This window comes from Micromonospora sp. NPDC005806, from assembly GCF_042871425.1.
Lineage (GTDB): Bacteria > Actinomycetota > Actinomycetes > Mycobacteriales > Micromonosporaceae > Micromonospora.
The window spans coordinates 1-22368 of the sequence record NZ_JBIAIL010000014.1 but is presented as its reverse complement, the minus strand read 5'-3'; the positions used below and the strand labels follow the sequence as shown (position 1 = coordinate 22368).

24 protein-coding genes are annotated in these 22368 nt (G+C 75.0%); 10 read left to right on the top strand and 14 right to left on the bottom strand.

What is annotated here, in order from left to right:
* The first annotated feature begins 120 nt into the window (after positions 1–120).
* On the top strand, positions 121–786 hold the full coding sequence (locus tag ACFYOS_RS16730) for a GNAT family N-acetyltransferase (protein WP_387141625.1): 666 nt from the start codon (positions 121–123) through the stop codon (positions 784–786).
* A gap of 123 nt (positions 787–909) precedes the next feature.
* Here the strand turns inward: ACFYOS_RS16730 and ACFYOS_RS16725 are convergent, their stop codons facing one another.
* From ACFYOS_RS16725 to ACFYOS_RS16710, 4 genes are read right to left on the bottom strand one after another with little or no spacing between them, the layout of a single operon-like run.
* Positions 910–1617, bottom strand: coding sequence for a TetR family transcriptional regulator (locus ACFYOS_RS16725; protein ID WP_387141622.1), 708 nt, complete (start codon positions 1615–1617; stop codon positions 910–912).
* On the bottom strand, positions 1550–2050 hold the full coding sequence (locus ACFYOS_RS16720; RefSeq protein ID WP_387141620.1) for a thiol-disulfide oxidoreductase DCC family protein: 501 nt from the start codon (positions 2048–2050) through the stop codon (positions 1550–1552). Before ACFYOS_RS16720 ends, ACFYOS_RS16725 begins: the two co-directional genes overlap by 68 nt.
* On the bottom strand, positions 2047–2622 hold the full coding sequence (locus tag ACFYOS_RS16715; RefSeq protein ID WP_387141616.1) for a hypothetical protein: 576 nt from the start codon (positions 2620–2622) through the stop codon (positions 2047–2049). The genes ACFYOS_RS16720 and ACFYOS_RS16715 overlap by 4 nt, the downstream gene beginning before the upstream one ends.
* 47 nt (positions 2623–2669) lie before the next feature.
* On the bottom strand, positions 2670–4121 hold the full coding sequence (locus ACFYOS_RS16710) for a glycoside hydrolase family 3 protein (protein WP_387141613.1): 1452 nt from the start codon (positions 4119–4121) through the stop codon (positions 2670–2672).
* Positions 4122–4244: 123 nt separating this feature from the next.
* Here ACFYOS_RS16710 and ACFYOS_RS16705 point away from each other — a divergent pair, with 123 nt between their 5' ends.
* Positions 4245–5420, top strand: coding sequence for an ROK family protein (locus ACFYOS_RS16705; RefSeq protein ID WP_387141610.1), 1176 nt, complete (start codon positions 4245–4247; stop codon positions 5418–5420).
* Between the two features lie 114 nt (positions 5421–5534).
* Here the strand turns inward: ACFYOS_RS16705 and ACFYOS_RS16700 are convergent, their stop codons facing one another.
* Both ACFYOS_RS16700 and ACFYOS_RS16695 read right to left on the bottom strand, forming a co-directional pair.
* Positions 5535–6545 (bottom strand): ABC transporter permease subunit, encoded by a 1011-nt coding sequence (locus ACFYOS_RS16700; RefSeq protein ID WP_387141607.1) that lies wholly within the window; start codon positions 6543–6545, stop codon positions 5535–5537.
* Positions 6542–7543, bottom strand: coding sequence for an ATP-binding cassette domain-containing protein (locus ACFYOS_RS16695; RefSeq protein ID WP_387141604.1), 1002 nt, complete (start codon positions 7541–7543; stop codon positions 6542–6544). Before ACFYOS_RS16695 ends, ACFYOS_RS16700 begins: the two co-directional genes overlap by 4 nt.
* A 75-nt stretch (positions 7544–7618) precedes the next feature.
* On the opposite strand from ACFYOS_RS16695, the gene ACFYOS_RS16690 reads away from it, so the two are divergent.
* Positions 7619–8518, top strand: a complete 900-nt coding sequence (locus tag ACFYOS_RS16690; protein ID WP_387141600.1) for an ABC transporter ATP-binding protein — start codon at positions 7619–7621, stop codon at positions 8516–8518.
* A gap of 17 nt (positions 8519–8535) precedes the next feature.
* On the top strand, positions 8536–9435 hold the full coding sequence (locus ACFYOS_RS16685) for a ribokinase (RefSeq protein ID WP_387141597.1): 900 nt from the start codon (positions 8536–8538) through the stop codon (positions 9433–9435).
* Between the two features lie 4 nt (positions 9436–9439).
* Here ACFYOS_RS16685 and ACFYOS_RS16680 read toward each other — a convergent pair whose 3' ends face one another.
* Positions 9440–10408, bottom strand: coding sequence for a helix-turn-helix domain-containing protein (locus ACFYOS_RS16680; RefSeq protein WP_387141594.1), 969 nt, complete (start codon positions 10406–10408; stop codon positions 9440–9442).
* 71 nt (positions 10409–10479) lie between these two features.
* Here ACFYOS_RS16680 and ACFYOS_RS16675 point away from each other — a divergent pair, with 71 nt between their 5' ends.
* Positions 10480–10932: a rhodanese-like domain-containing protein gene (locus ACFYOS_RS16675; protein WP_387141591.1), complete on the top strand. Its 453-nt coding sequence runs from the start codon at positions 10480–10482 to the stop codon at positions 10930–10932.
* A 9-nt stretch (positions 10933–10941) separates the two neighbouring features.
* On the opposite strand, the gene ACFYOS_RS16670 is transcribed toward ACFYOS_RS16675, so the two are convergent.
* Both ACFYOS_RS16670 and ACFYOS_RS16665 read right to left on the bottom strand, forming a co-directional pair.
* Complete coding sequence (locus ACFYOS_RS16670; RefSeq protein WP_387141588.1) at positions 10942–11670, bottom strand: hypothetical protein; 729 nt, start codon at positions 11668–11670, stop codon at positions 10942–10944.
* A gap of 50 nt (positions 11671–11720) precedes the next feature.
* Positions 11721–12206, bottom strand: a complete 486-nt coding sequence (locus ACFYOS_RS16665; RefSeq protein ID WP_387142023.1) for a DUF6232 family protein — start codon at positions 12204–12206, stop codon at positions 11721–11723.
* Positions 12207–12292: 86 nt separating this feature from the next.
* On the opposite strand from ACFYOS_RS16665, the gene ACFYOS_RS16660 reads away from it, so the two are divergent.
* Positions 12293–12724, top strand: a complete 432-nt coding sequence (locus tag ACFYOS_RS16660; protein WP_387141585.1) for a nuclear transport factor 2 family protein — start codon at positions 12293–12295, stop codon at positions 12722–12724.
* Here the strand turns inward: ACFYOS_RS16660 and ACFYOS_RS16655 are convergent.
* The gene (locus tag ACFYOS_RS16655; RefSeq protein WP_387141582.1) at positions 12670–13176 is read right to left on the bottom strand and encodes a DUF6232 family protein; all 507 of its coding nucleotides are present in this window, start codon (positions 13174–13176) and stop codon (positions 12670–12672) included. The two genes, ACFYOS_RS16660 and ACFYOS_RS16655, sit on opposite strands and share 55 nt — an antisense overlap.
* Positions 13177–13273: 97 nt before the next feature.
* Between ACFYOS_RS16655 and ACFYOS_RS16650 the strand changes: the two genes are divergently transcribed.
* From ACFYOS_RS16650 to ACFYOS_RS16635, 4 genes are all read left to right on the top strand, one after another.
* The gene (locus tag ACFYOS_RS16650) at positions 13274–14047 is read left to right on the top strand and encodes an enoyl-CoA hydratase-related protein (RefSeq protein WP_387141580.1); all 774 of its coding nucleotides are present in this window, start codon (positions 13274–13276) and stop codon (positions 14045–14047) included.
* Between the two features lie 113 nt (positions 14048–14160).
* Positions 14161–15783: an acetolactate synthase gene (locus ACFYOS_RS16645; RefSeq protein ID WP_387141577.1), complete on the top strand. Its 1623-nt coding sequence runs from the start codon at positions 14161–14163 to the stop codon at positions 15781–15783.
* Positions 15784–15936: 153 nt separating this feature from the next.
* On the top strand, positions 15937–16911 hold the full coding sequence (locus ACFYOS_RS16640) for an ATP-binding cassette domain-containing protein (RefSeq protein ID WP_387141574.1): 975 nt from the start codon (positions 15937–15939) through the stop codon (positions 16909–16911).
* Positions 16908–17717 carry an ABC transporter permease gene (locus ACFYOS_RS16635; RefSeq protein ID WP_387141571.1) on the top strand — a complete coding sequence of 270 codons (810 nt, stop codon included), beginning with the start codon at positions 16908–16910 and terminating at the stop codon, positions 17715–17717. Before ACFYOS_RS16640 ends, ACFYOS_RS16635 begins: the two co-directional genes overlap by 4 nt.
* On the opposite strand, the gene ACFYOS_RS16630 is transcribed toward ACFYOS_RS16635, so the two are convergent.
* From ACFYOS_RS16630 to ACFYOS_RS16615, 4 genes are read right to left on the bottom strand one after another with little or no spacing between them, the layout of a single operon-like run.
* Positions 17701–20988: a BTAD domain-containing putative transcriptional regulator gene (locus tag ACFYOS_RS16630; RefSeq protein ID WP_387141568.1), complete on the bottom strand. Its 3288-nt coding sequence runs from the start codon at positions 20986–20988 to the stop codon at positions 17701–17703. The genes ACFYOS_RS16635 and ACFYOS_RS16630 overlap by 17 nt on opposite strands.
* Positions 20989–21025: 37 nt before the next feature.
* Complete coding sequence (locus ACFYOS_RS16625) at positions 21026–21436, bottom strand: PLD nuclease N-terminal domain-containing protein (RefSeq protein ID WP_387141565.1); 411 nt, start codon at positions 21434–21436, stop codon at positions 21026–21028.
* Positions 21437–21464: 28 nt separating this feature from the next.
* A complete protein-coding gene (locus ACFYOS_RS16620) occupies positions 21465–21764 on the bottom strand; it encodes a DUF202 domain-containing protein (protein ID WP_387141562.1) in 300 nt (99 codons plus the stop codon).
* Positions 21761–22147, bottom strand: coding sequence for a DUF202 domain-containing protein (locus ACFYOS_RS16615; RefSeq protein WP_387141559.1), 387 nt, complete (start codon positions 22145–22147; stop codon positions 21761–21763). The genes ACFYOS_RS16620 and ACFYOS_RS16615 overlap by 4 nt, the downstream gene beginning before the upstream one ends.
* Between the last annotated feature and the right edge of the window lie 221 nt (positions 22148–22368).

Sequence of the window (22368 nt, the reverse complement as noted above, 5' to 3'; positions counted from 1 at the left end):
GGGTGCTGGCGAGCGCCGGCCGCCCGGGAGGAACCGCCGGGCCGGGCGGCCCGGCCGGGCGTACCGTGATCACGGCAGGGCGTGGGCCGACGGCCCGGCGGGTGAGGAGGTGGGGCCGCGGTGCTCGACCGGCGGTTGTTCCTGCACCTGGCGACCTGGCTGGGACAGTGGCCGGCCGGTCCCGGGCTGCACGTGGTTCGCTCGTACCGCCGGGTCCGGCCGGCCTGGGACGGCCGGCTGCGCCCGGCCCTCGCCGTCGCCGCGCCCGGCTGTGCGATCCTGTCGGTGTCACCGGACCGGGCGGCCGCGGTGCGGGCCCTGGTCCGTGGGCGCCCGGTTGAGGAGCTGCTGCCCGCCCTGCCGGCGGCGGTCGGGTCGCCGGAGTTCACCACCCATGCCGGGCTGTTCCGGTGGAGCACCGCCCCGGCGCCGCTGCCCGACGTCGGCGAGTGGATCCCGCCGACCGCGCCCGGGCTGCCGCACTGGTTGCGCCTGTTCGACCGGGAGGTGCTGGTGGTCCGGGACGCCGACGGCCGGTACCTGGCCGGCGCGGGCATCAAGCGGCACGACGCGTACGGGCACGAGCTGGCGGTCGGCACGGTTCCCGGCGCCCGGGGCCGCGGCCTGGCCCGGCGGGTGGTCGCGCAGGCGGCGCGCCGGGTGCTCGACGAGGGGGCCGTCCCCACCTACCTGCACGACTTCGACAACGCCGCCTCGGCGCGGGTGGCCGAGGCGGCCGGGTTCCCGGACCGGGGCTGGACGTCGTACGGGGTCTTCCCGCGCTGACGCGGTATGGGTGCGGACCGTGGATCCCGGGCCGGATCCACGGTCCGCAGCCCCTCCTCCCGGGTCCCGTCCCTGGTAACGCTAAGTGTCGAGTCGGTGGCGAGCAAGGGGTGCCGGGCGGGCTCAGTGACGCAGCGTGTGGATGAGGGCGAGCGCCTGACGGGTCACCGGCCGCAGCACCCGCAGCCGGGACAACCCCACCAGCCGATCGACCAGCGGCACCACGCCGTCGATCAGCTGGCGGGTCTTGACCTGCTCCGGCGAGCGGTCGTGCACCCAATAGAGCACCACGCCCATGTACGCGAGCCAGAGCAACTCCGGCAGCGCCGGCCGCAGTTCGGCGTCCAGCCGCGCGTCAGAACCCTCCACGACCTCGCGGAAGAGCGCGACCGACGCCTCCCGCGGCCCGGACGACTCGGCGGAGAACGGGCTGAGCGGCGAGGTTGGCTCGGCCGCCGTCTTGAAGAAGGTGGCGGCGAACGAGTGGTACGGCGTCAGCACGTCCACGCCCGCGTGCAGCACCCCGGCCAGCCGGGCGGCGAAGTCCCGCTCCCGGTCTAGCAACGGTGCGGCAGCGGCCCGCTGCTCGTGCTGGGTGTCGGCGTAGAACCCCTGGATGAGGTGTTCCTTGGACCCGAAGTAGTAGTAGGCGTTGCCCACCGCCACGCCGGCCTCCTGGGCGATGGCGCGCATCGTGGTGCGCGTGTACCCCCGCTCGCGGAACAGCCGCATCGCGGTGTCCAGGATCAACTGCCGGGTCTGTTCACCCCGGGTGGTCGCCCCGGTGGACGGGCCATCCGCATCGCTCGTCGGCGCAGTCTGCTCGGTCATCGTCGTCACCGTATCCCGGGTCCGGCCAGGGCTCGCGGACCAGTTCGCGTACCGAGGAGGCGGTCGCCACGATCCGCCGGGCCAGCGGCAGCAGGTGCGGACGGGCCAGCCGTTCGGCGGCCGCCCGGTGGTCGGCCAGCGCCCACAGGCAGGCGAACCACGCGCCGTCGCCGGCGTAGACCGCGCCGGTGTCGGCGACGACGGTCAGGTCCCGCAGCGTGGCGTCGTGGTCGAGCCCGGGGAAGCGCCGCCGGGCCTCCGCCGAGCCGGCCAGCACGAATTCCAGGGGTACGAGCTGGGCCCGCGACGCCAGCCACCGCCGGGCGGCCCGGCACAGCGGGCAGTGCGCGTCGTAGAGGACGGTGAACCCGCGGATCCCACCGGCCCCGTGTCCGGTGGGATCCGTCGGGTGCCCGCCCGGTGCGACGGTCATCGCGGCGGGGCGGGCGGCATCGGACCTCCGGGCGCCGGCCCCGCCGAAGGAACGGGGCCGGTCGGGTGAGGCCCGCCCGGCATCGGGCCGGCCGGCGGCGGGCTGACCAGCCGGGTGCCAGGCTGGGCGGGCAGGTAGCCGACCGGGGCGAGCGGCGGGTGGCCGGCCGCCTGCTGGCGGAGCCGCCCACGCCGGTACCGGCCGAGCGCGAAGACGTTGAAGAAGTGCAGCGCGCCGAGGACCAGCAGCACCAGGCCGATCTTCATGGAGAGTTCCTCCAGCGCCTGGCTGGTGGTGGCCACCGGGTCGGACTCCTTCATGGCCACCGTCACGTAGCCGAGGTTGAGCAGGTAGAAGCCGACCACTAGCAGGCTGTTGACGGCGTTGGCCAGCCGGTTGTCGGCGAAGACCTCCTCCAGGAACACCAATCCGTTGCGGGACAGCGTCCGGGCCACCCAGACGGTCAGACCGATGCTGACCGCCAGGTACGCCAGGTACATCCAGACCTTCACGTCCATCTCGTCGCCCTTCTTGAACGCGTTCAAATCCAGGTTGGACTGAGCGTACGACAAGTTTTGAACGCGTTCAAGAGCGGGGTGGCGCGCCGGAGCGGGCCGGTTCAGCCGGTCAGGCCGAGCACCACCGCCGCCGCCCGGCCGTTGGCGTGGCTGGCGCCGTAGGTGGTGACGAAGGCGCGGGCACCGGTCGGGCGCCACTCAGCCGGCCAGCCCATCTCCACCACGGTCACCGGGTGCGCGGCGGCCAGCGCCTCCACCAGCTCGCGCGCTCCGGGCAGCCGGTGCAGGTGGCGGCCGACCAGCACGATCGGCCGGTCCCCGGCGCGCCGGCGCAGCTCCTCCGGCGTGGTCTCCCCGGCGACCGCCCGGACCTCCTCGGCCCCGGCCAGGTGCGGACCCAGGCCCCACGGCACCCGCCCCTCGGCGATGGTGGAGGTGGCGTGCACCTGCACCACCAGCGGGGCGGTGAGGCCGCTGAGGTCGCCCTCGACGCGTACCGCGCGGAGCGCGGCGGCGTAGCCGAGGCCGTCGGTGGCGGGGGTCGGCGTGCCGGCGGCGCCGGTCCAGGCGGCCAGCTCGGCGGCCCGGCCGGTGGCCTCCTCGACCCGGGCCCGGTCCAGCCGACCGTCCTCGACCGCGCCGACGATCTCCTCGACCACGTGTTCCACCAGCTCGGCGTCCACCTTGGCGCCGATGCAGAGCAGGTCCGCACCGGCGGCGAGGGCGCGTACCGCGGCCGGCCCCACCCCACCGGCGGCCAGCGCGGCGCCCTTCATCTCCAACGCGTCGGTGATGACCGTGCCGGTGAAGCCGTACTCCTGCCGCAGCAGGTCGACCAGGACCGCCCGGCTGAACGTGGCCGGACCGTCGCCGGTCAGCGCCGGGACCCGGATGTGCGCGGTCATGATCGCGCGTACCCCGGCGTCGACCACGGCGGCGAACGGCGGCAGGTCCCGCTCGCGCAGCACCGCCGGGGGCACGTCGACGGTGGGCAGCTCGTGGTGCGAGTCGGCGATGGTGGCGCCGTGGCCGGGGAAGTGCTTGGCGCAGGCGACCACTCCGGCGGACTGGAGGCCGGCGACCGCGGCGGCCGAGTGGGCGGCCACCCGGACCGGATCGGCGCCGAACGAGCGGGTGCCGATCACCGGGTTCTCGTCGGCGGTGTTCACGTCGACCGTGGGGGCCAGGTCGACGGTGATGCCGAGGGCGGCCAGCTCCGCGCCGATCGACGCGTACACCTGGCGGGTCAGCGTCAGGTCGTCGACCGCGCCGAGCGCCGCGTTGCCCGGGTACGGACTGCCGGTGGCGTGGGCCAGCCGGGTGACGTCACCGCCCTCCTCGTCGATCGCGATGATCACGTCCGGGCGGCCGGCGCGCAGCGCGGCGGTGGCCGCAGCCACCTGGGCCGGGTCGTGGATGTTGGTGCCGAACAGGGTGTGCCCGGCGAGCCCCTCGCCGAGCAGGTCCACCGCCCAGTCCGGCGGGACCGGGCCCGGGTACGCGGCCAGCAGCGTGCCCAGCGCGAGCCGCCGAAGTCCTGGATCCGATCCCACGAGTCTCCCCTTTCCCTGCCGGGTCGTCCGACGACTCCGGATGGGGGTGGCCGATACGCTAGCGGGCACCCCTCTGCAGGCGTTTTATGATTAGCAAACTTTACTGAAAATAGAGGACGTGGTATGAGTGCGACCCGGCTGCCCGGCACCCCCCGCCTGTTACGGGCGCTGAACGACCGCGCGGCGCTGGAGCTGCTCCTCGAACGCGGGCCGCTCACCCGGGCCCGGATCGGCGAGCTGACCGGGCTCTCCAAGGTCACCGCGTCCCAGCTGGTCGAGCGGCTGGAGGAGCGCGGCCTGGTCACCCGGGTCGGCGAGCAGGCCGGCGGGCGGGGCCCGAACGCCCAGCTCTACGCCGTCCGCCCCGGCAGCGCGTTCGTGGTCGGCGTGGACGTCGGCGCGGAGCGGGTGGTGGCGGCCTGCGCCGACATCACCGGCGTGGTGGTCGGCCGGGTGGAGCAGTCCACGAAGGACACCGACGACCCGGTGGGCGTGGTGCACAACGCCGTGGTCCAGGCGGCGAGCAGCGCGGGTGCGCAGCTGTCCAGCGTGCGCCGGGTCGTGCTGGGCACCCCCGGCCTGGTGGACCCGGGCACCGGGGACATCACGTTCGCGTTCAACCTGCCGCGCTGGCACAGCGGCCTGCTCGCCGCGCTCCGCGAGGACCTGCGCATCCCGGTGGTCTTCGAGAACGACGTCAACCTGGCGGCGGTCGCCGAGGCCCAGTCCGGCGCGGCGCAGGGGACGGCGGACTTCGTGCTCGTCTGGGTGGACGCCGGCGTCGGTCTGGCGATCATGCTCGGCGGGCGGCTGCACCACGGCAGCAGCGGCGCGGCCGGCGAGATCGGCTACCTGCCGGTGCCCGGCGTACCGATCCCGCGGGACGTCTCGAAGCGGGCCAAGCCGGCGTTCCAGCAGCTCGCGGGCGCCGACGCGGTCCGCGCGGTGGCCGCCGAGCACGGCTTCGCCGCGGACAGCGCCGCGGACGCCGTGCGGGCCGCGGTCGCCGCCGGAGCGGCCGGCGGCCCGCTGCTGGACGAGTTGGCCCGCCGGCTCGCCCTCGGGGTGGCCAGCACCTGCGTGGTGCTCGACCCGCCGCTGGTGGTGCTCGCCGGCGAGGTGGGGCGGGCCGGCGGGGCGGCGCTGGCCGAGCGGGTGCAGCACGAGGTCGCCGCGATCACGCTCGTCCGGCCGCGGGTGGTCGCCACCGGGCTCACCGAGGAGCCGATCCTGCGCGGCGCGCTGCGGACCGCGCTGGATGCGGTGCGGGACGAGGTGTTCGGCTCCACGGTCGGCTGACCGCGCCCCGGTCGTCGCCCACCCCACCATGTGAAGGAATTCTTCACGAGGCCGAGGATCTCTGCAAGGAGTTGACGGTGCGGCCCCCGGCGTGCGGGGGCCGCACCGGCCGCGTCAGATCAGGTCGCGACGGCGGAACGCGGTGAACGCGGCCGCGACCAGCGCTCCGGTCAGCGCGAGCAGCACCGCCAGCCCCGTCCCCCAGCCCACCGTGTAGGAGCCGTCGCAGAAGCCGGCGCTGCCGCCGTCGCAGGCGTAGCCATCCCAGAACCTGACCTCGCCGGAGACCCAGGCGACCAGGTAGCTGGAGAGCATCCACAGCTCCGGCCGGGCCGCGTTGAGGATGTCGAACACCAGCCGTGCACCCAGCTCCCACACCACCAGGTACGCGGCCACCGTGCCGAGCGCCGCCGAGGTGTGCCGGCCCAGCGTGGCGATGGCGAAGCCGAGCGCCCCGGCGAACAGGACCAACCCCAGCCCCCGCCCGTACGTGGCGCCGAGCGTGCCCCAGAACTCCCCGGTCAGCCGCCCGGGGTGGCCCGCTACCTGCGCGATCAGCAAGAAACTACCCACGTACGCCGCCGAGGCCACCGCGGAGAGCGCGAGCAGCGCGCCGAGCAACGTGCCGAGCTTGGCGCCGAGCACCGCCCAGCGGCTCGGCCGCCACAGCAGCAGGTTGACCACCCCGCCCGAGTTCAGGTCGGCCCCGATGTAGGACGCCCCGACCAGGAACCCGAAGAGCACCAGGAACGCGATGAGGAAGTAGAGCAGTGGCTGGGCCTCGTTGGCGAAGACGAACACCCCGGTCAGGTAGTCCGCCGTGTTGGGGAGCCGCTCCATCAGGGCCGGGTCCACCTCGGCGCAGTCCCGGGGGACGTAGTCGTGCTCCTCCGGGGTGGCCGTGCCCGCCTTGATCCGCAGGCAGCGGTCGTGCGCCGCCTCCAGGTTGCGCACCTCCGCGGCCGCCTGCGCCTGGGCCCGGGTCAGCTCGTCCCCACTGGGCGCGTGTGAGCCGGTCAGCGTGGTCGCCGCGGTCACCACGAAGGCGACGAGCAGCAGCACCACCATCAACTGCACGAAGCGGCGGGCGGTCAGCCGCTCCAGCTCGGCACGGACGAGGTTCACGCGTCCACCTCCCGATTCTCGCGCGCGTCGAGGTCGATCACCATGTCGTCCCGCGGGCCGTCGACCTGGCGGGGCACCGCCGGGTGCGGGGTGTCGCCGGTCAGCTCCAGGAACACGCTCTCCAGGTCCGGCCGGAGCGGCACCAGCTCGCGTACCCAGAGGCCCTGCTCGCCGAGGGTCCGGCTGATCAGCTCCGGGTCGTCGACCCCGGCTGCCACCAGGTGGTCGGGGTGGGCGGTGACCGACAACCCGGCCCGGCCCAGCAGCTCCACGGCGCGGTCCGGCTCGGCCACCCGGATCCGCCACTCATGCTGGTCGAAGCCGGCCAGCACCTCGTCCACCCGGCCGTGCGCCACCCGCCGGCCCCGGCTGATGATCGTCACGTGGTCGCAGATCAGCTGGATCTCGGCCAGGATGTGGCTGGAGAGCAGTACGGTCACCCCGGCCGCGGAGAGCGAGCGCATCAGGTCGCGCATCTCCCGGATGCCGGCCGGGTCCAGCCCGTTGGCCGGCTCGTCGAGGATCAGCAGCTCCGGGTTCTTCAGCAGCGCCGACGCCACGGCCAGCCGCTGCTTCATACCCAGCGAGTAGCCCTTGACCCGCTCGTCGCCCCGGTCCCGCAGGCCGACCTGCTCCAGCACCTCGTCGACCCGGCTGGTGGGCACGCCCCCGGCCAGGGCCAGCAGCCGCAGCGTCTTGCGGGCGGTGAAGTTGCCGAAGAACTGCGGGCTCTCCACGATCGCGCCGACCCGCCCCGCGACGTGGGGCAGTCGCTCGGGCGAGCTGGCCCCGAGCATGCTCATCCGCCCCTCGTCGGCCCGGACCAGCCCGAGCAGGGCACGCAGGGTGGTGGTCTTGCCCGAGCCGTTCGGCCCGAGGAAACCGTGCACCTGCCCGGCCTCGACCAGCAGGTCGAAGCCGTCGACGGCGACCCGGCGCCCCTGGCGCAGGGTGTGGAACGTCTTTCGGAGACCTGCGATCTCGATCACCGCGCTCATCCGCGCGGCTCCTGGCGGCGGTCGGGCATGAAGCGTCCTTCCGGTGAAGTGACCAACGACACGGCGCCTCACCCTATGGCCGCGACGCCGCCCGTGGGGGGCAGCACGCTTGCTGCGTGGTTGGATGGACCGGTGACTGGTGACCTGATCCCCGGCGCCACCGGCGCCCCCGCCGCCCCCTCGACCGTGGACGCGGATCTGGTGGTCAGCCTCGACGGGGTCGGCGTCAAGCGCTCCGGCACCGCGCTGGTGCACGACGTGGACTGGCGGGTCGAACTGGACGAACGCTGGGTGGTGCTGGGTCCGAACGGCGCCGGCAAGACCACCCTGCTCAACCTGGCCGCCGGCCGGCTGCACCCGACCACCGGCACCGCGCACGTCCTCGGCGAACGGATCGGCCGCACCGACGTCAACGAGCTGCGCATGCGCATCGGTCTCTCCACCGCCACGCTGGCCGAGCGGATCCCCGTCGACGAGCGGGTGGCCGACGTCGTGGTCACCGCCGCCTGGTCGGTGGTGGGTCGCTGGCGGGAGAACTACGACCGCACCGACGAGGCCCGCGCCCGCGCGCTGCTCGGCCAGCTCGGCATCGGTCACCTCGCCGAGCGGGCCTACGGCACGCTGTCGGAGGGGGAGCGCAAGCGGGTGCAGATCGCCCGCGCCCTGATGACCGACCCCGAGCTGCTGCTCCTCGACGAGCCGGCCGCCGGGCTCGACCTGGGCGGGCGCGAGGACCTGGTCGCCCGGCTGGCCGAGCTGGCGTACGACCCGGACGCCCCGGCCCTGGTGCTGGTGACCCACCACGTCGAGGAGATCCCGCCCGGCTTCACCCACGCGCTGCTGCTGCGCGAGGGCGGCGTGGTGGCGCAGGGCCTGCTCGCCGACACGCTCACCGCCGACAACCTGTCGAAGACCTTCGGCCTGCCGCTGGTCGTCGAGCGCTCCGGCGAGCGCTGGACCGCCCGGGCCGCCTGACCGACGGAAGGACCACCGTGCAGCAGACCCGGGTCGCCGTGGTGGGCAGCGCCAACATGGACCTGGTCGGCACCGCCGCCGCGCTGCCCCGCCCCGGGGAGACCGTGCTCGGCAGCGACTTCGTCATGCTGCCCGGCGGCAAGGGCGCCAACCAGGCCGTCGCCGCGGTCCGCGCGGGCGCGTCCTGCGTCTTCCTCGGCGCGATCGGCTCGGACGCCTTCGGGGTCACCCTCAAGGCCCGGATCACCGCCGCCGGCGTGGACGCCGATCAGCTCCGCGTGGTCTACGGCGCCTCCGGTGTCGCCCTGGTCATGGTCGGCGCGGCGGGGGAGAACGCCATCCTGGTGACGCCGGGCGCCAACGGCGCGTTCACCGGCCTCACCGAGGGCGAGCTGCACGCCGTACGCGAGGCAGACGTGCTGGTCGCGCAGCTCGAGGTGCCGGTCGAGACGGTGACCGAGGCGGCGGTCGCGGCCCGCGCGGCCGGCACCCGGGTGGTGCTCAACGCGGCGCCCGCCCGGTCGGTGCCGGCGGAGCTGCTCGCCGCGGTGGACCTGCTGGTGGTCAACGAGACCGAGGCGCAGGCGCTGACCGGGCGGGGCCGGGACGAGCCGGCCGCCCTGCTGGAGCTGGTGCCCCGGGCGGTGCTCACCCTCGGCGGCGACGGCGCCTGGTACGTCGACCGGGACGGCACGGTGGTCCACGTCCCGGCGGTGAAGGTCGACGTGGTCGACTCCACCGCCGCCGGTGACGCCTTCACCGCCGCCCTCGCAGTGGCCTGGGGTGAGGGGCGCGACCTGGTCGACGCGGTGCACTGGGCGGCGGCGGCCGGGGCGGCCTGCGTACGCCGGCTCGGCGCCTCGGTGGCGCTGCCGCGCCGGGTCGAGATCGACGAGCTGTACACCGCGCCGGCCTGACCGGTCAGGCCGCGCCGGCCCGGAACGCCCGCCGGTACGCCGACGGCGAGTTCCGCATCGTCCGGCCGAAATGGTGCCGGTAGGTGACCGGGCTGTCGAAGCCCACCGCGGCGGCGATCTCCGCCACCGGCGCGTCGGTCGTCTCCAGCAGGGCCAGGCTGGCCCGGACCCGCTGGTCGATCAGCCAGCGGATCGGGCTGGCGCCGGTGGCCCGGGCGAAGTGCCGCAGGTAGCTGCGGGCCGACATGTGGGCGTGGCGGGCCAGCGCCGCCACCGTCAGCGGCTCGGCCAGGTGCCGCACCGCCCAGGCCATGCTGGCGGCGATCCGGTCGTCGTCCGGGTCGACGCTCACCGGCGCCTCGATGAACTGCGCCTGCCCGCCGTCGCGGTGCGGCGGGATCACCAGCCGGCGGGCGACCGCGTTGGCGACCGCCGCGCCGAAGTCGCGGCGGACCACGTGCACGCAGAGGTCCAGGCCGGCGGCGCTGCCGGCGCTGGTGAGGAGGTCGCCGTCGTCGAGGTAGAGCACGTCGGGGTCGACGGTGACCGCCGGGTGGCGGCGGGCCAGCAGGTCCGCGTACCGCCAGTGGGTGGTGGCCCGCCGGCCGTCGAGCAGGCCCGCGCCGGCCAGCGCGAACGCGCCGGAGCAGATCGACATCAGCCGGGCGCCCCGGCGGTGCGCCCGGCGTAGCGCGGCCACCAGCTCCGGGGACGGGTCGACGGTCACGTCGGGCACCCCGGGCAGGATCACCGTGCCGGACTCGACCAGAGTCTCCAGCCCGTACGGGGTGTGCAGGGAGGCGCCGCCGACCACCGGCACCGGTCCGGGGCGCTCCGCGCAGACGGTGAGCCGGTACCAGTCGACCTCCAGCTCGGGCCGGGGCAGCCCGAACACCTCGGTCGCGATGCCGGTCTCGAACACTGACATTCCGGGGTACGCGAGCACCGCCACGGTGCGATCGACGGGAGCCATGGCGGGATGTTAGCGAAGGCCGGCGATCACGCCACTCCCTCGGCCGGCCGGCCGGCACGCAGGATCGGGGCATGACCTTTTCCGTACCGCCGGCGGACCCGGCGACCGCCGCTGCCCACTTCCGCGCCCGACTCAGCTTCGAGACCGACGTCAGCGACGTGTACGCCGCGCTGGAGGCGAAGACGCCGGGGCTGGTCGTGGTCGACTCCCGGGGCGACGCGGCGTGGCGGCAGGGGCACCTGCCCGGTGCCGTGCACCTGCCCACCGCCGACGTCCCCGCAAGGGCGGCCGAGGTGGTGCCGGCCGGGTCGACCGTCGTGACGTACTGCTGGGGGCCGGGCTGCAACGGGGCGACCCGGGCCGCCCTGGAGTTCGCCCGGCTGGGCTGGCCGGTGAAGGAGATGATCGGCGGCTTCGAGTACTGGGTCCGGGAGGGCCTGCCGGTGGTCACCCCGGAGGGGACGGTCCGCCGCCGGGCGGACGAGCTGACCGCCCCGCGCGCCGCCGTGGTCTGCGACTGCTGACCGGCCGGGTCAGTCGGCCGGCTCGTCGGCGCGGCGTTCGCCGCGGCGACGGAGCATGCCGAGGCCAGGGATGCCGGCCACGGCCAGCTTGAGGTCCCGGGTGACGGCGAGCAGGTCGTGCAGGTCCGGGCCGACCCGGTCCAGGGTGGCCAGGATCGGCAGCACGTCCGAGGTCAGGTGCTCCTTGAGCTTGGGCAGCTCGTCGACCAGCCGGATCGCGGCGGTCACCTCCTCCGGGCTGAGCTGCTCGACGAACCGGGTCGCCATCGGCGCGGCCCGGCGCAGCGCCGGCTCGTACGCCGCCAGCAGTTCGGTCGCGGTGCCGGCCGCCTGTTCGGCCGCGACCACGGTGCCGGCGGCTCGCGCGGCCACCGCCTCGGCCTCGGCGACCACCATCCCGGCGGCGGCGGAGACCCGCTCGGCCTCGCCGACCACCACGGCGGCGGCCGTGGCAACCTCGGTGGCCGTGGTGATCGCCTCGGTGGCGGCGGCGCTGATCACACCCACCTCGCGGACCGCCGCCTCGGCGTCGGTGAGCACCCGATCGGTGCGGTCGAGGGTGCCCTCGATCCGGTCGACCACCCCGTTGATCCGGCGCAGCAGCGCCTCCACCTCGTCGAGCACGGCGAAGGCGCGGGCCGGCACGGCGGCGAACGCGGCGGCCGAGCCGAGCGCCTGGTCCAGGGCGGAACGGGTGAGGCCGACGACGGCGCCGGGCCGGGGGAGGGGAAATGCCATGCCCCCCAGTGTGCGTTGCCCCGGCCAGGACCGCCGGGCGGCGCACGCCGTCACGGCCGGCGCTCGCCCTGCTGCTCGATCGCGCGTTGCACGGCCCGGTAGATCTGCCCGAACCGGAGCACGTCGGGGGTGCGTAGCAGCATCACCTCCCGCCCGCGGTGCTGCACCCACAGTTCGTGCACGCGGCTGCCGCGCTCGTAGGAGCGGTCCAGCCAGCCGAGCGGCAGTTCGAGGAACGGGGCCAGGGCCAGCCCGACGACCACGAAGGCGGCCACGATGACCAGCGCCAGCTTCCAGTCGCCCCGGTCCTGCGCGGCCCAGGCCAGCGAGAGCACGCAGACCAGGGCGACCAGCGGCGGCAGCGACAGCAGCAGGACCAGCACGCCGCGGCCGAGGACCCGGCCCCGGACGGCCAGGGTGGTCGCGCCGCGCGCGTGCCAGACGTACGTGACGTCGGCGAGGGCGACGACGTGCCCGCCGGCGTGGATGGCCTCGGAGGTGACCTGTACCGCGTCGTCCCGGTAATAGAGGACCATCATTCAGCTTAACCACGCGGAGTCCAGTCCGGACGGTGCCGTGGGCGGGGCCGCCGGGACGGGCGCCAGCCGGTACCGTCCCGGGCATGGCGGACCGGAACGGGGCCGAGGTGGCCGTGACCGAGCAGGAGCGCAACCTCGAGGTGGTCCGGCGCTATCTGCGGACCTTCGTCACCAAGGACCTGGCCGAGCTGGCCGAGGTGGTCGCCGAGGACGTGGCGATCTACGGGTCCGGCGCGGCGGTGCGTGGCCGGCACTACGTCGAGGGCGCGGTCTCCTCGCCCGGGCTGACCGTCGTCGACCAGGAGATCCAGGAGATCTTCGCGGCCGAGGACCGGGTGGTGGTGTCGCTCGCCCAGACGTACCGGCGGGACGCGACCGGGGCCATGGCGGTGCAGAGCGCCTGCAAGATGTACCGGCTGGCCGGCGGGCGGATCGTCCAGTTCTGGGGCGAGCAGGACCTCTACGGCCTGCTGCGCGGCCTGGCGATGGTGCCGGACGAGCCGCTCGCGTTCTGAGGCGCGCGCTCCATCGCCCGCTGCACCGCCCGGTAGATCTGGCCGAAGCGCAGCGCATCACCGGTGTGCAGCAGCCGCACCGGCTGGCCGCGCCAGCGCGCCCACATCTCCAGCTCCCGGCTGCCCCGGGCGTACGACCGGTCCAGGTGCTCGAAGAGGACGTCGGCGAGCGGCCCGACCCCGAGGCCGACCAGCACGGACGCCCCGACGATGGCGAGCGTGACCACGGGGGAGCGGTGCAGCCAGAGGGCCAGCGCGATGCCGAGCGCGGCGGCCACCAGCGGCCCGGCGAGGGCCGCGCCGATCGCGCCCCGGCCGGCGAGCACCCGCCAGGAGCGGCTGCCCCGCCGGTGCCACACGGCGCTGATCTCGGCGAGCGGGAACGCCCGGCCGTCGACGCGCACGGCGGTTGAGGTGACCTGCACGGACCTGTCGTCGTAATACGTGATCATGGCCGGACTCCCGGTGGCGGGGCGTACACCAGACTACTTACCCAACGACCCGGGTCGTAAGGTTGGCACGCGACTTCGACGAGGAAGTGAGGGCAGCGTGGGCGAGTTCGTCAGGCTGGAAGTGAAGGACGGCATCGGCACCATCCGGCTGGAGCGGCCGCCGATGAACGCGCTCAACACCCAGGTGCAGGAGGAGTTGCGCGCCGCCGCGGCCGCGGCCACCGCCGACGCCGAGGTCCGCGCGGTCATCGTGTACGGCGGGGAGAAGGTCTTCGCCGCCGGCGCGGACATCAAGGAGATGGCCGACATGTCCTACGTGGACATGGCCGAGCGGGCCGCCGACCTGTCGAGCGCGCTGGGCGCCATCGCCCGGATCCCGAAGCCGGTGATCGCCGCGATCACCGGCTACGCCCTGGGTGGCGGCTGCGAGCTGGCCCTGGCCTGCGACTGGCGGATCGTGGCCGAGGACGCCAAGCTCGGCCAGCCGGAGATCAAGCTCGGCATCATCCCGGGCGCCGGCGGCACCCAGCGGCTGGCCCGCCTGGTCGGGCCGGCCAGCGCGAAGGACCTGATCATGTCGGGCCGGATGGTCGACGCGCAGGAGGCGCTGCGGATCGGCCTGGCCGACAAGGTGGTCCCGGCCGCCGAGGTCTACGACGCCGCGGTGGCGCTGGTGACGCCGTTCCTGACCGGCCCGGTGCAGGCGCTGCGGGCGGCGAAGCTGGCCGTCGACGGCGGGCTGGACATGGACCTGAACTCGGGCCTGGCCTGGGAGAGCCAGCTCTTCGCGGCGCTCTTCGCCACCGACGACCGGCGCGAGGGCATGGCCGCGTTCGTCGCGAAGCGCAAGCCGGACTTCACCGGCCGCTGATCCGCGTCCCCGGGGTCGGCGGCGGGGTACCCCGCCGCCGAACCGAGAACGGTTCACATCCCGCCTACCGGCCAGTAGCGTGTGACTCCGGTCATGGACGAAGGGAAGCGGCGATGACGGAACGGGTCGAGGGGCACGGCGGGGAACTGGCGCTGGCCGCGCTGCGCGCGCACGGCGTACGGGAGATGTTCACCCTCTCCGGCGGGCACGTCTTCCCGCTCTACGACGCCGCGCACAAGACCGGCTTCCCGCTCTACGACGTCCGGCACGAGCAGTCCGCCGTCTTCGCCGCCGAGGCGGTGGCGAAGCTCCAGCGCCGCCCCGGCCTGGCCGTGCTCACCGCCGGCCCCGGCGTCACCAACGGCGTCTCCGGCCTGACCAGCGCCTTCTTCAACGCGTCGCCGGTGCTGGTGCTCGGCGGGCGCGCCCCGCAGTTCCGCTGGGGCGCCGGCAGCCTGCAGGAGATGGACCACCTGCCGCTGGTCGCCCCGGTCACCAAACACGCCGAGACGGTGTTCAGCGCCGACGACATCCCGCGCGCCGTCACCGCCGCCCTCACCGCCGCGCTCACCCCGCACCGCGGGCCGGCCTTCCTCGACTTCCCCCTCGAGGCGGTCTTCTCCGTCGGCGACGCCGACCTGCCGGCGGTCACTCCGCTCGCCCCGATCGAGGCCGACCCGGACGAGGTCGCGAAGGCCGCCGGCCTGATCGCCGGCGCCTCCCGGCCGGTGATCATCGCCGGCTCCGACGTGTACGCGGGCGACGCGATCGACGCCCTACGGGCCGCCGCCGAGTCCCTCCAGGTGCCGGTCTTCACCAACGGCATGGGCCGGGGCGCTCTCCCGCCGGAGCACCCGCTCGCCTTCGCCAAGGCCCGCCGGGTCGCACTCCGGAACGCCGACCTGGTCGTGGTGGTCGGCACCCCGCTCGACTTCCGGCTCGCCTTCGGCGACTTCGGCGACGCGCAGGTCGTGCACGTCGTCGACGCGCCCAGCCAGCGCGCCGGGCACGTCCAGCCGGCCGCCGGCCCCGCCGGCGACCTGCGCCTGATCCTCACCGCGTTCGCCGAGCACCCCGGCGACCGGGCCGACCACGCCGACTGGATCGCCCAGCTGCGCACCGCCGAGGACGCCGCGAAGGCCCGCGACGCCGAGGAGATGGCCGCCGAGACCGACCCGATCCGCCCGGCCCGGGTCTACGGCGAGCTGCGTAAGGTGCTCGCCGCCGACGCGATCACCATCGGCGACGGCGGTGACTTCGTCTCGTATGCCGGCAAGTACCTGGAGCCGGCGCAGCCCGGCACCTGGCTCGACCCCGGGCCGTACGGCTGCCTCGGCACCGGCATGGGGTACGCGATGGGCGCCCGGGTCAGCCACCCCGACCGGCAGATCTGCGTGCTGATGGGCGACGGCGCGGCCGGCTTCTCGCTGATGGACGTCGAGTCCCTGGTGCGGCAGCAGCTCCCGGTGGTCATCGTGGTCGGCAACAACGGCATCTGGGGCCTGGAGAAGCACCCGATGCGGGCCATGTACGGCTACGACGTGGCCGCCGACCTCCAGCCGGGGCTGCGCTACGACAAGGTGGTCGAGGCGCTCGGCGGGGCGGGCGAGACGGTGGAGAAGGCCGCCGAGCTGGGCCCGGCCCTGACCCGCGCCTTCGACGCCGGCGTGCCGTACCTGGTCAACGTGCTGACCGATCCGGCCGACGCGTACCCCCGCTCGTCGAACCTGGCCTGACCACGCGCCCGCGACCGCCGCCGCCGGCTGACCGGCGACGGCGGTCGCGGCTTTTCTGTCAGCGGCTAAATCAGCGGCTTGTCAGCCGTTGTCGCCGTAACGTCAGCGCCGTCGCTCAAGGTGGGGTGACCAGCGAGAACGACGGGAGTTCCGATGACATACGCGATCCGCGCGGAGGGCCTGGTCCGCCGCTTCGGCGCGACCACCGCCCTGGCCGGGGTGGACCTGGCCGTCCCCACCGGGACGGTCTTCGGGCTGCTCGGGCCGAACGGGGCGGGCAAGACCACCGCCGTCCGGGTGCTGGCCACCCTGCTCGCCGCCGACGAGGGGCACGCCAGCGTCGGCGGGTACGACGTCCGCCGCGACGCCCACCGGGTGCGCCAGCTGATCGGCCTCACCGGCCAGTACGCCTCGGTCGACGAGAACCTGACCGGCACCGAGAACCTGCTGCTCATCGGGCGGCTGCTCGGGATGTCCCGGGGCGACGCCCGGGTCCGCGCCCGGCAGCTGCTCGCCGACTTCCAGCTCACCGACGCCGCCGAGCGGGCGGCCAAGACCTACTCGGGCGGCATGCGCCGCCGCCTCGACCTGGCCGCCAGCCTGGTCGGCCGGCCGCAGGTGCTCTTCCTCGACGAGCCGACCACCGGGCTCGACCCGCGCAGCCGCAACGAGCTGTGGGACATCGTCCGCAGCCTGGTCGCCGACGGGGTGACCGTGCTGCTCACCACCCAGTACCTCGAGGAGGCGGACCAGCTCGCCAGCGAGATCGCCGTGGTCGACCACGGCCGGGTCATCGCCCAGGGCACCCCGGAGAAGCTGAAGGCCCGTACCGGTGGCCAGGTGCTCGCCGTCCGGCCGATCGACCCCGCTGACCTGCCCACCGTGCTGGCCATCACCGGCGAGGTCACCGGGGTCACCCCCGAGGTCGCCCAGACCACCGTCTCGGTGCCGGTGAACGACCCGGGCGTGCTGCCCGCCGTGGTCCGCCGGCTCGACGCCGCCGAGATCTCCGTGGCCGAGCTCGCCCTGCGCGGCGCCAGCCTGGACGAGGTCTTCCTCTCCCTGACCGGTCACCGGGCCGAGCAGGACGCCCCCGCCGACGCCGACCTGGAAAGGATCCCGGCATGACCGCCGCCACCCTCGCCACCCCGCTCGCCCCGGCCCGCCGGCCGAGCCTCGCCGCCGGGCTGCGGCACACGTTCACCCTGGCCTGGCGGAGCCTGGTGCAGATCAAGCACAACCCGATGGAGCTGCTCGACCTGAGCATCCAGCCGGTGATGTTCGTGCTGCTCTTCACGTACGTCTTCGGCGGGGCGATCTCCGGCAGCCCCGGCGATTACCTGAAGTTCGCGCTGCCCGGGATCATCGTGCAGAACGCGTTCTTCGCCACCATGACCACCGGGTTCGGGCTGAACCACGACCTGACCAAGGGGGTGTTCGACCGGCTGCGCGCGTTGCCGGTCGCCCGCTGGGCACCGCTCGCCGGCCGGATCCTCGCCGACACCGTCAAGCAGGCCTGGTCGGTGGCGTTGCTGATCGGGGTCGGCGCGATCCTCGGCTTCCGGCTCGGCAACGGGGTGGCCGGCCTGCTCGGCGCCTTCGCCCTGCTGCTCGTCTTCTCGCTGGCCGCGTCGTGGATCTCGGTGCTGGTCGGGGTGCTGGTCAGCGAGCCGGACAAGGTGCAGATCTTCGGCTTCATGGTGATCTTCCCGCTCACCTTCACCAGCAACGCGTTCGTGCCGACCGACACGATGCCGTCCTGGCTGCAGCGGTGGGTCGAGGTCAACCCGGTCACCATCCTCGCCGACGCGCTGCGCGGCCTGCTGGTCGGTGGTCCGGTGGCCGGCCCGGCCGCCCAGGCGATGGTCTGGGCCGCCGCCATCCTCGCCGTGTTCGCTCCGCTCGCGGTGCGGGCGCTCAGGCGTCGAGTGTGACCCGGACCGCCTCCGCCGCGGTCTCCAACCGGTAGCCCAGTCCGCCCGCGTACGCCTCTTCGAAGCCCGCCTCGCCGAGCGCGGCGCGGGCTCCGGCCTCCAGCCGGGGGCGGTCCAGGATCGCCTGGTCCGGGCCGCCCCGCACGCCGCTCGCCGCGCCCAGCAGCCCGGCGGCGGCGGCCGGGCGGCCCAGTCGCAACGCCAGGTCGGCGAAGCCGACCAGCACCGCCCCGACGACCGGGGCGTCCTGCGCGCCGAGCGCCAGCTTCAGGGCCTGGTCGTGATGGGTGCGGGCGCTCACCAGGTCGCCCTCGACGGCGTCGAGCACGGCCAGGTTGCTGGCGTGCAGGGCACGCCACTGCGGCGCGACGCTGCGCTCGCCGAGCAGTCGGATGCTCTCCCCGAGGCAGGCCCGCGCCCCGGCCCAGTCGCCCTGGGCGCGCAGGATCTCCGCCCGGCCGTGCGCCACCGCCGCCCGGGTCTCGTCGGAACCGCTGAGGTCGGCCTCCCGCTCGGCCCGGGCCAGCACCGTCAGGGCCCGGTCGTGATCGCCGCGCCGCCACAGGTTGTGCGCCAGGCGTAGCCGCATCTCCGGGACGTCGTCCCGCACCCCCAGCTCCTCGAAGTAGCCGAGGGCCTCCTCGTGGAACGGCGTGGCCCGGGCCGCCTCGCCCCGCCGGTCCAGCAGATCGGCCAGGGTGGTGAGGCCGAACGACATGCCCCACCGGTCCCCGATCGCGCGGTAGTGCGCCAACGCCGCGAGCAGGTCGGTCTCCGCCGACTCGTCGGACAACCCCGCATTGAGGTAGGCGTGCGCCTGGAACAGGCGGGCCGTACCCGCCACCCACGGATCCGGGTCGTCGAAGAGCGCGGCGAGCTCGTCCGGGGTCTGCGGCGGGAGCCCGTTGCGGAACGCCGCGACAACCAGCCCGACCAGCCGGAGAACCGGATGCGCCGACTCGTGACCGCGGGCCAGCTCCGCCGCCCGTTCCAGCCAGACCATGCCGGTGTCCAGGTCGTTGTGGGTGGAGACCAGGTTGAGCGCCGCCATGGTCAGGGCCACGGCGAGCCGGTCGGGGGCGGCGTGCTCGACCACCGCCGGCAGCGCGAGGACCTGGCCGGCCAGCTCGGCGCCCTCGGCGCGCTGACCGCTCAGCCACCAGTACCAGCCGAGCGCGGCGGCGTACCGGACCGCGACCGGGGCGTCCGCGGCGGCGATGGCGTGCCGCAGCCCGGCGTGCAGGTTGTCGTGGTCGGCAGCGAGCCGGCGCAGCCAGTCGAGCTGCGCCCCGGTACGCAGCCACGGCTCGGCCGTCTCGGCGAGGGCCAGGTACTCGGCGGCGTGCGCCCGGCGGATCCGGTCCGCCTCGCCCGCCTCGGCCAGCCGGTGCAGGCCGTACTCCCGGATGGTCTCCAGCATCCGGTACCGCGGCTCGGCGTCGCCGCCCGCCACCACCAGCGACTTCTCCACCAGCGCGGAGAGCCGGTCGAGCACGTCCGCGGCGGCTCCGGGTCGTGGCGCGGCGGCAGACGCGCCGAGCTGGAGTCGTCCCGAGTCGGCGCAGACCCGCTCGACCGCGTCCAGGGTGGCCCCGCCGGCAAAGACCGCCAGCCGCCGCCACAGCGCCCGCTCCCCGTCGTCCAGCAGGTCCCAGCTCCAGTCCACCACCGCCCGCAGCGTCTGGTGCCGGGGCAGCGCAGTCCGGCTGCCGCCCGTCAACAGTCGGAACCGGTCGTCGAGCCGGGTGTCCACCTGCGCCGCGGTCATCGCGCGCAGCCGGGCGGCGGCCAGTTCGATGGCGAGCGGCATACCGTCCAGCGCGCGGCAGATCCGCACCACCGCACCGACCGTGGTGTCGTCCACCGCGAAGCCCGGGCGGGCCGCGCCGGCCCGGTCGGCGAAGAGCCGCACCGCCGGGTACGCCAGCGCGGTCGCCGCGTCCGCCTCGGCCGGCGGCAGCGCCAGCGACTCCACCGGCCGCAACGCCTCCCCGGTCACGCCCAGCGGTTCCCGGCTGGTGGCCAGCACCCGCAGCCCGGGGCCGGCGGTGAGCAGCCGCTCGGCGAGCTCCGCCGCCGCGTCGAGCAGGTGCTCGCAGTTGTCCAGCAGCAGCAGGGCGGACCGGCCGGCGAGCGCCTCGACCAGCCGGCCGACCGGATCGACCGGCTCGGGGGCACCCCGGCCGGCGCGGGCCAGCAGCGCCTGTTCGCGCAGGCCGAGCGCGGCGAGCACGGCCTGCGGCACCTCGGCCGGGTCGGTGACCGGGGCGAGCTCCACCAGCCAGACCCCGTCCGGGAAGCGGCCGGCCACGGCCCGGCCCGACTCGACGGCCAGCCGGGTCTTGCCCGCCCCGCCGGGACCCGTGAGGGTGGCCAGCCGGTGCCGGTCGAGCAGCGCGGCGACCAGGGCGACGGCCTCCTCCCGGCCGACGAAGCTGGTCAGCGTGGCGGGCAGGTTGCCTCGGGCCAGGGCTGCCTCGCGGTCGGCGCGGCCGTCGGACGCGCCGCGCCCGGCGGTCGCGCCCGGCCCCGGCGAGCCGGCCGGCCCGCCCCGCAGGATCTCCAGGTGCAGGGCCGCCAGCTCGGGTCCCGGGTCGGTGCCCAGGGTGTCGGCGAGGGTGCGGCGCAACCGCTCGTACTCGGCCAGCGCCTCGGCGGACCGGCCGGCGCGGTGCAGGGCCCGGATCAGCAGCCCGGCCAGCCGCTCCCGCGGCGGATGGGCGGCGACCAGCTCGCGGAGCTGCGGCAGCAGGGCGTCCGGCGCCTCCCGGGCCAGCCGGGCCCCGACCAGATCCTCGGTCGCCACCAACCGCAGCTCGGTGAGCCGGGCCACCGGCGCGCGGGCGAAGTCGGCGTCAGCGACGTCGGCCAGGGCCGGCCCCCGCCACAGCGCCAGCGCCTCGGCGAGCCGCCGGCACCCATCGGCCGGGTCCTCGCCGAGGCGGGCCCGACCGGCGAGCACGGCGGTCTCGAACCGGTGCAGGTCGACGTCGTCCCGGGACACCGCCAGCCGGTAGCCGCCCGGCCGCGCCTCCACCGGCAGCCCGGGCGCGCCGCGGCGCAGCCGGGAGATCAGGGCCTGGAGCGCGTTGGCGCCGCCGGCCGGCGGCTCGCCGTCCCAGACACCGTCGACCAGCCGGCCGACGGTGACCGTCCGGCCGGGCTCCAGGGCGAGCAGGATCAGCAGCCGGCGCAGCCGGGCGCCGCCGACCTCGACCGGCGTACCGGAGTCGGCGCGCAGCTCCAGGGGTCCGAGCAGGCTGATCCGCACGGCGTCGATTCTGCCCGGCGGCGCTCGGCCGCGGCGCTCAGACCTCCGGCCGGTCCCGGTCGCCCTCGCGGCGGCGCAGCTCCTCCTCGCGCCGGCGCAGGTCATCCTCCCAGCGCCGGAGCAGCTCCTGGTCGTCCCGGCGCTTCCGCTCGGCCAGCCCGGACAGGAACTCCGGGTCGTCGTCCGGCGCCACCGGCCGGCGCCGGCGGTCCTGCTCGGAGAATCCGTTCCCCATCGGCCAGGCCGTGCGGGGACGCCGGGCGGTCGGCTCCCGCCCGGCAACGAACCAGGCGATCGAGCCGACCAGCGGGAAGAACAGGATGATCAGCACCCAGGCGACCCGGGGCAGCGCCCGGATCTCACCCTCCTCAGCGGAGAGACAGCTGATCAGCGCGCAGATGGCGAGCACGACCTCGGCCAGGAAGAGAAGCCCGTACAGACGAACCATGTCCGACATCATGGACCACCGATGCCGGTCACCGCAGCCCGCGTAGCACGTGCAGCACGCCGAGCAGGGCCAGCCCGACGGCGGCGAGCGCGGTCAGCGGGAACGACCAGCGTTCCGGGCGGCGGGGTCCGACGCCGGTGGCCCGGCGCCAGTTGACCAGGAGCGTGCCCAGCCAGCCGACCACCGCGATACCGGCCAGCACCGCGTCGAACACGTGCCCGCTGAGCGCCAGCCGTACCTCCAGCACGGCGACCGCGGTGAAGGCCAGCAGCGTGCGCCGCCAGGCGAGCCGGGTGCGTTCCGGCTGCAACCCCGGGTCGCGGGTCACCCGACCCCCTGGATCAGCACGGCGGCCACCAGCAGCAGGGCACCGAGCGCGACGACCAGGGCGAGCACGGCCGGGAACCGGGAGGCGGGCAGTTCCTCGCCCAGCCGGATGGCCCGCTCGGTACGCGCCCAGTGGTCCACCGCCCGGACCGCGACCGCGGCGCCGAGCAGCAGCAGCGCGACGGCGATCACCTCGCGCAGGTGGGCCAGGGGGAGCCGGGGCAGGAACTGGGCCGCGGCCAGCCCGCCGGCGATCAACGCCAACCCGGTCCGCAGCCAGGCCAGGAAGGTCCGCTCGTTGGCCAGCGAGAAGCGGTAGTCGGGCGTGGTGCCCACCGACCGCAGCTCGCGCGGATCGAACCAGCGCCTGATCGCCTCCCACACGGCATTCATTATCCGTGCGGTTTCCCCGAACTCTCACCGGTTGTCCGGTGACGGTTGTGGATCCTCGCCGAGTGGGCGAGCGACTCCCCACCGGGTGATGGGGCGGGCCTCCGCGGGCCAACTGATCCTCTCGCCGCCGGGTGTGGGCGGCGGGGGTCACGTCGGGACTGGCCGGCACCGGGCAGGTGCCGTCCGGCTCGACGGTGCGTGACCACCTGCGG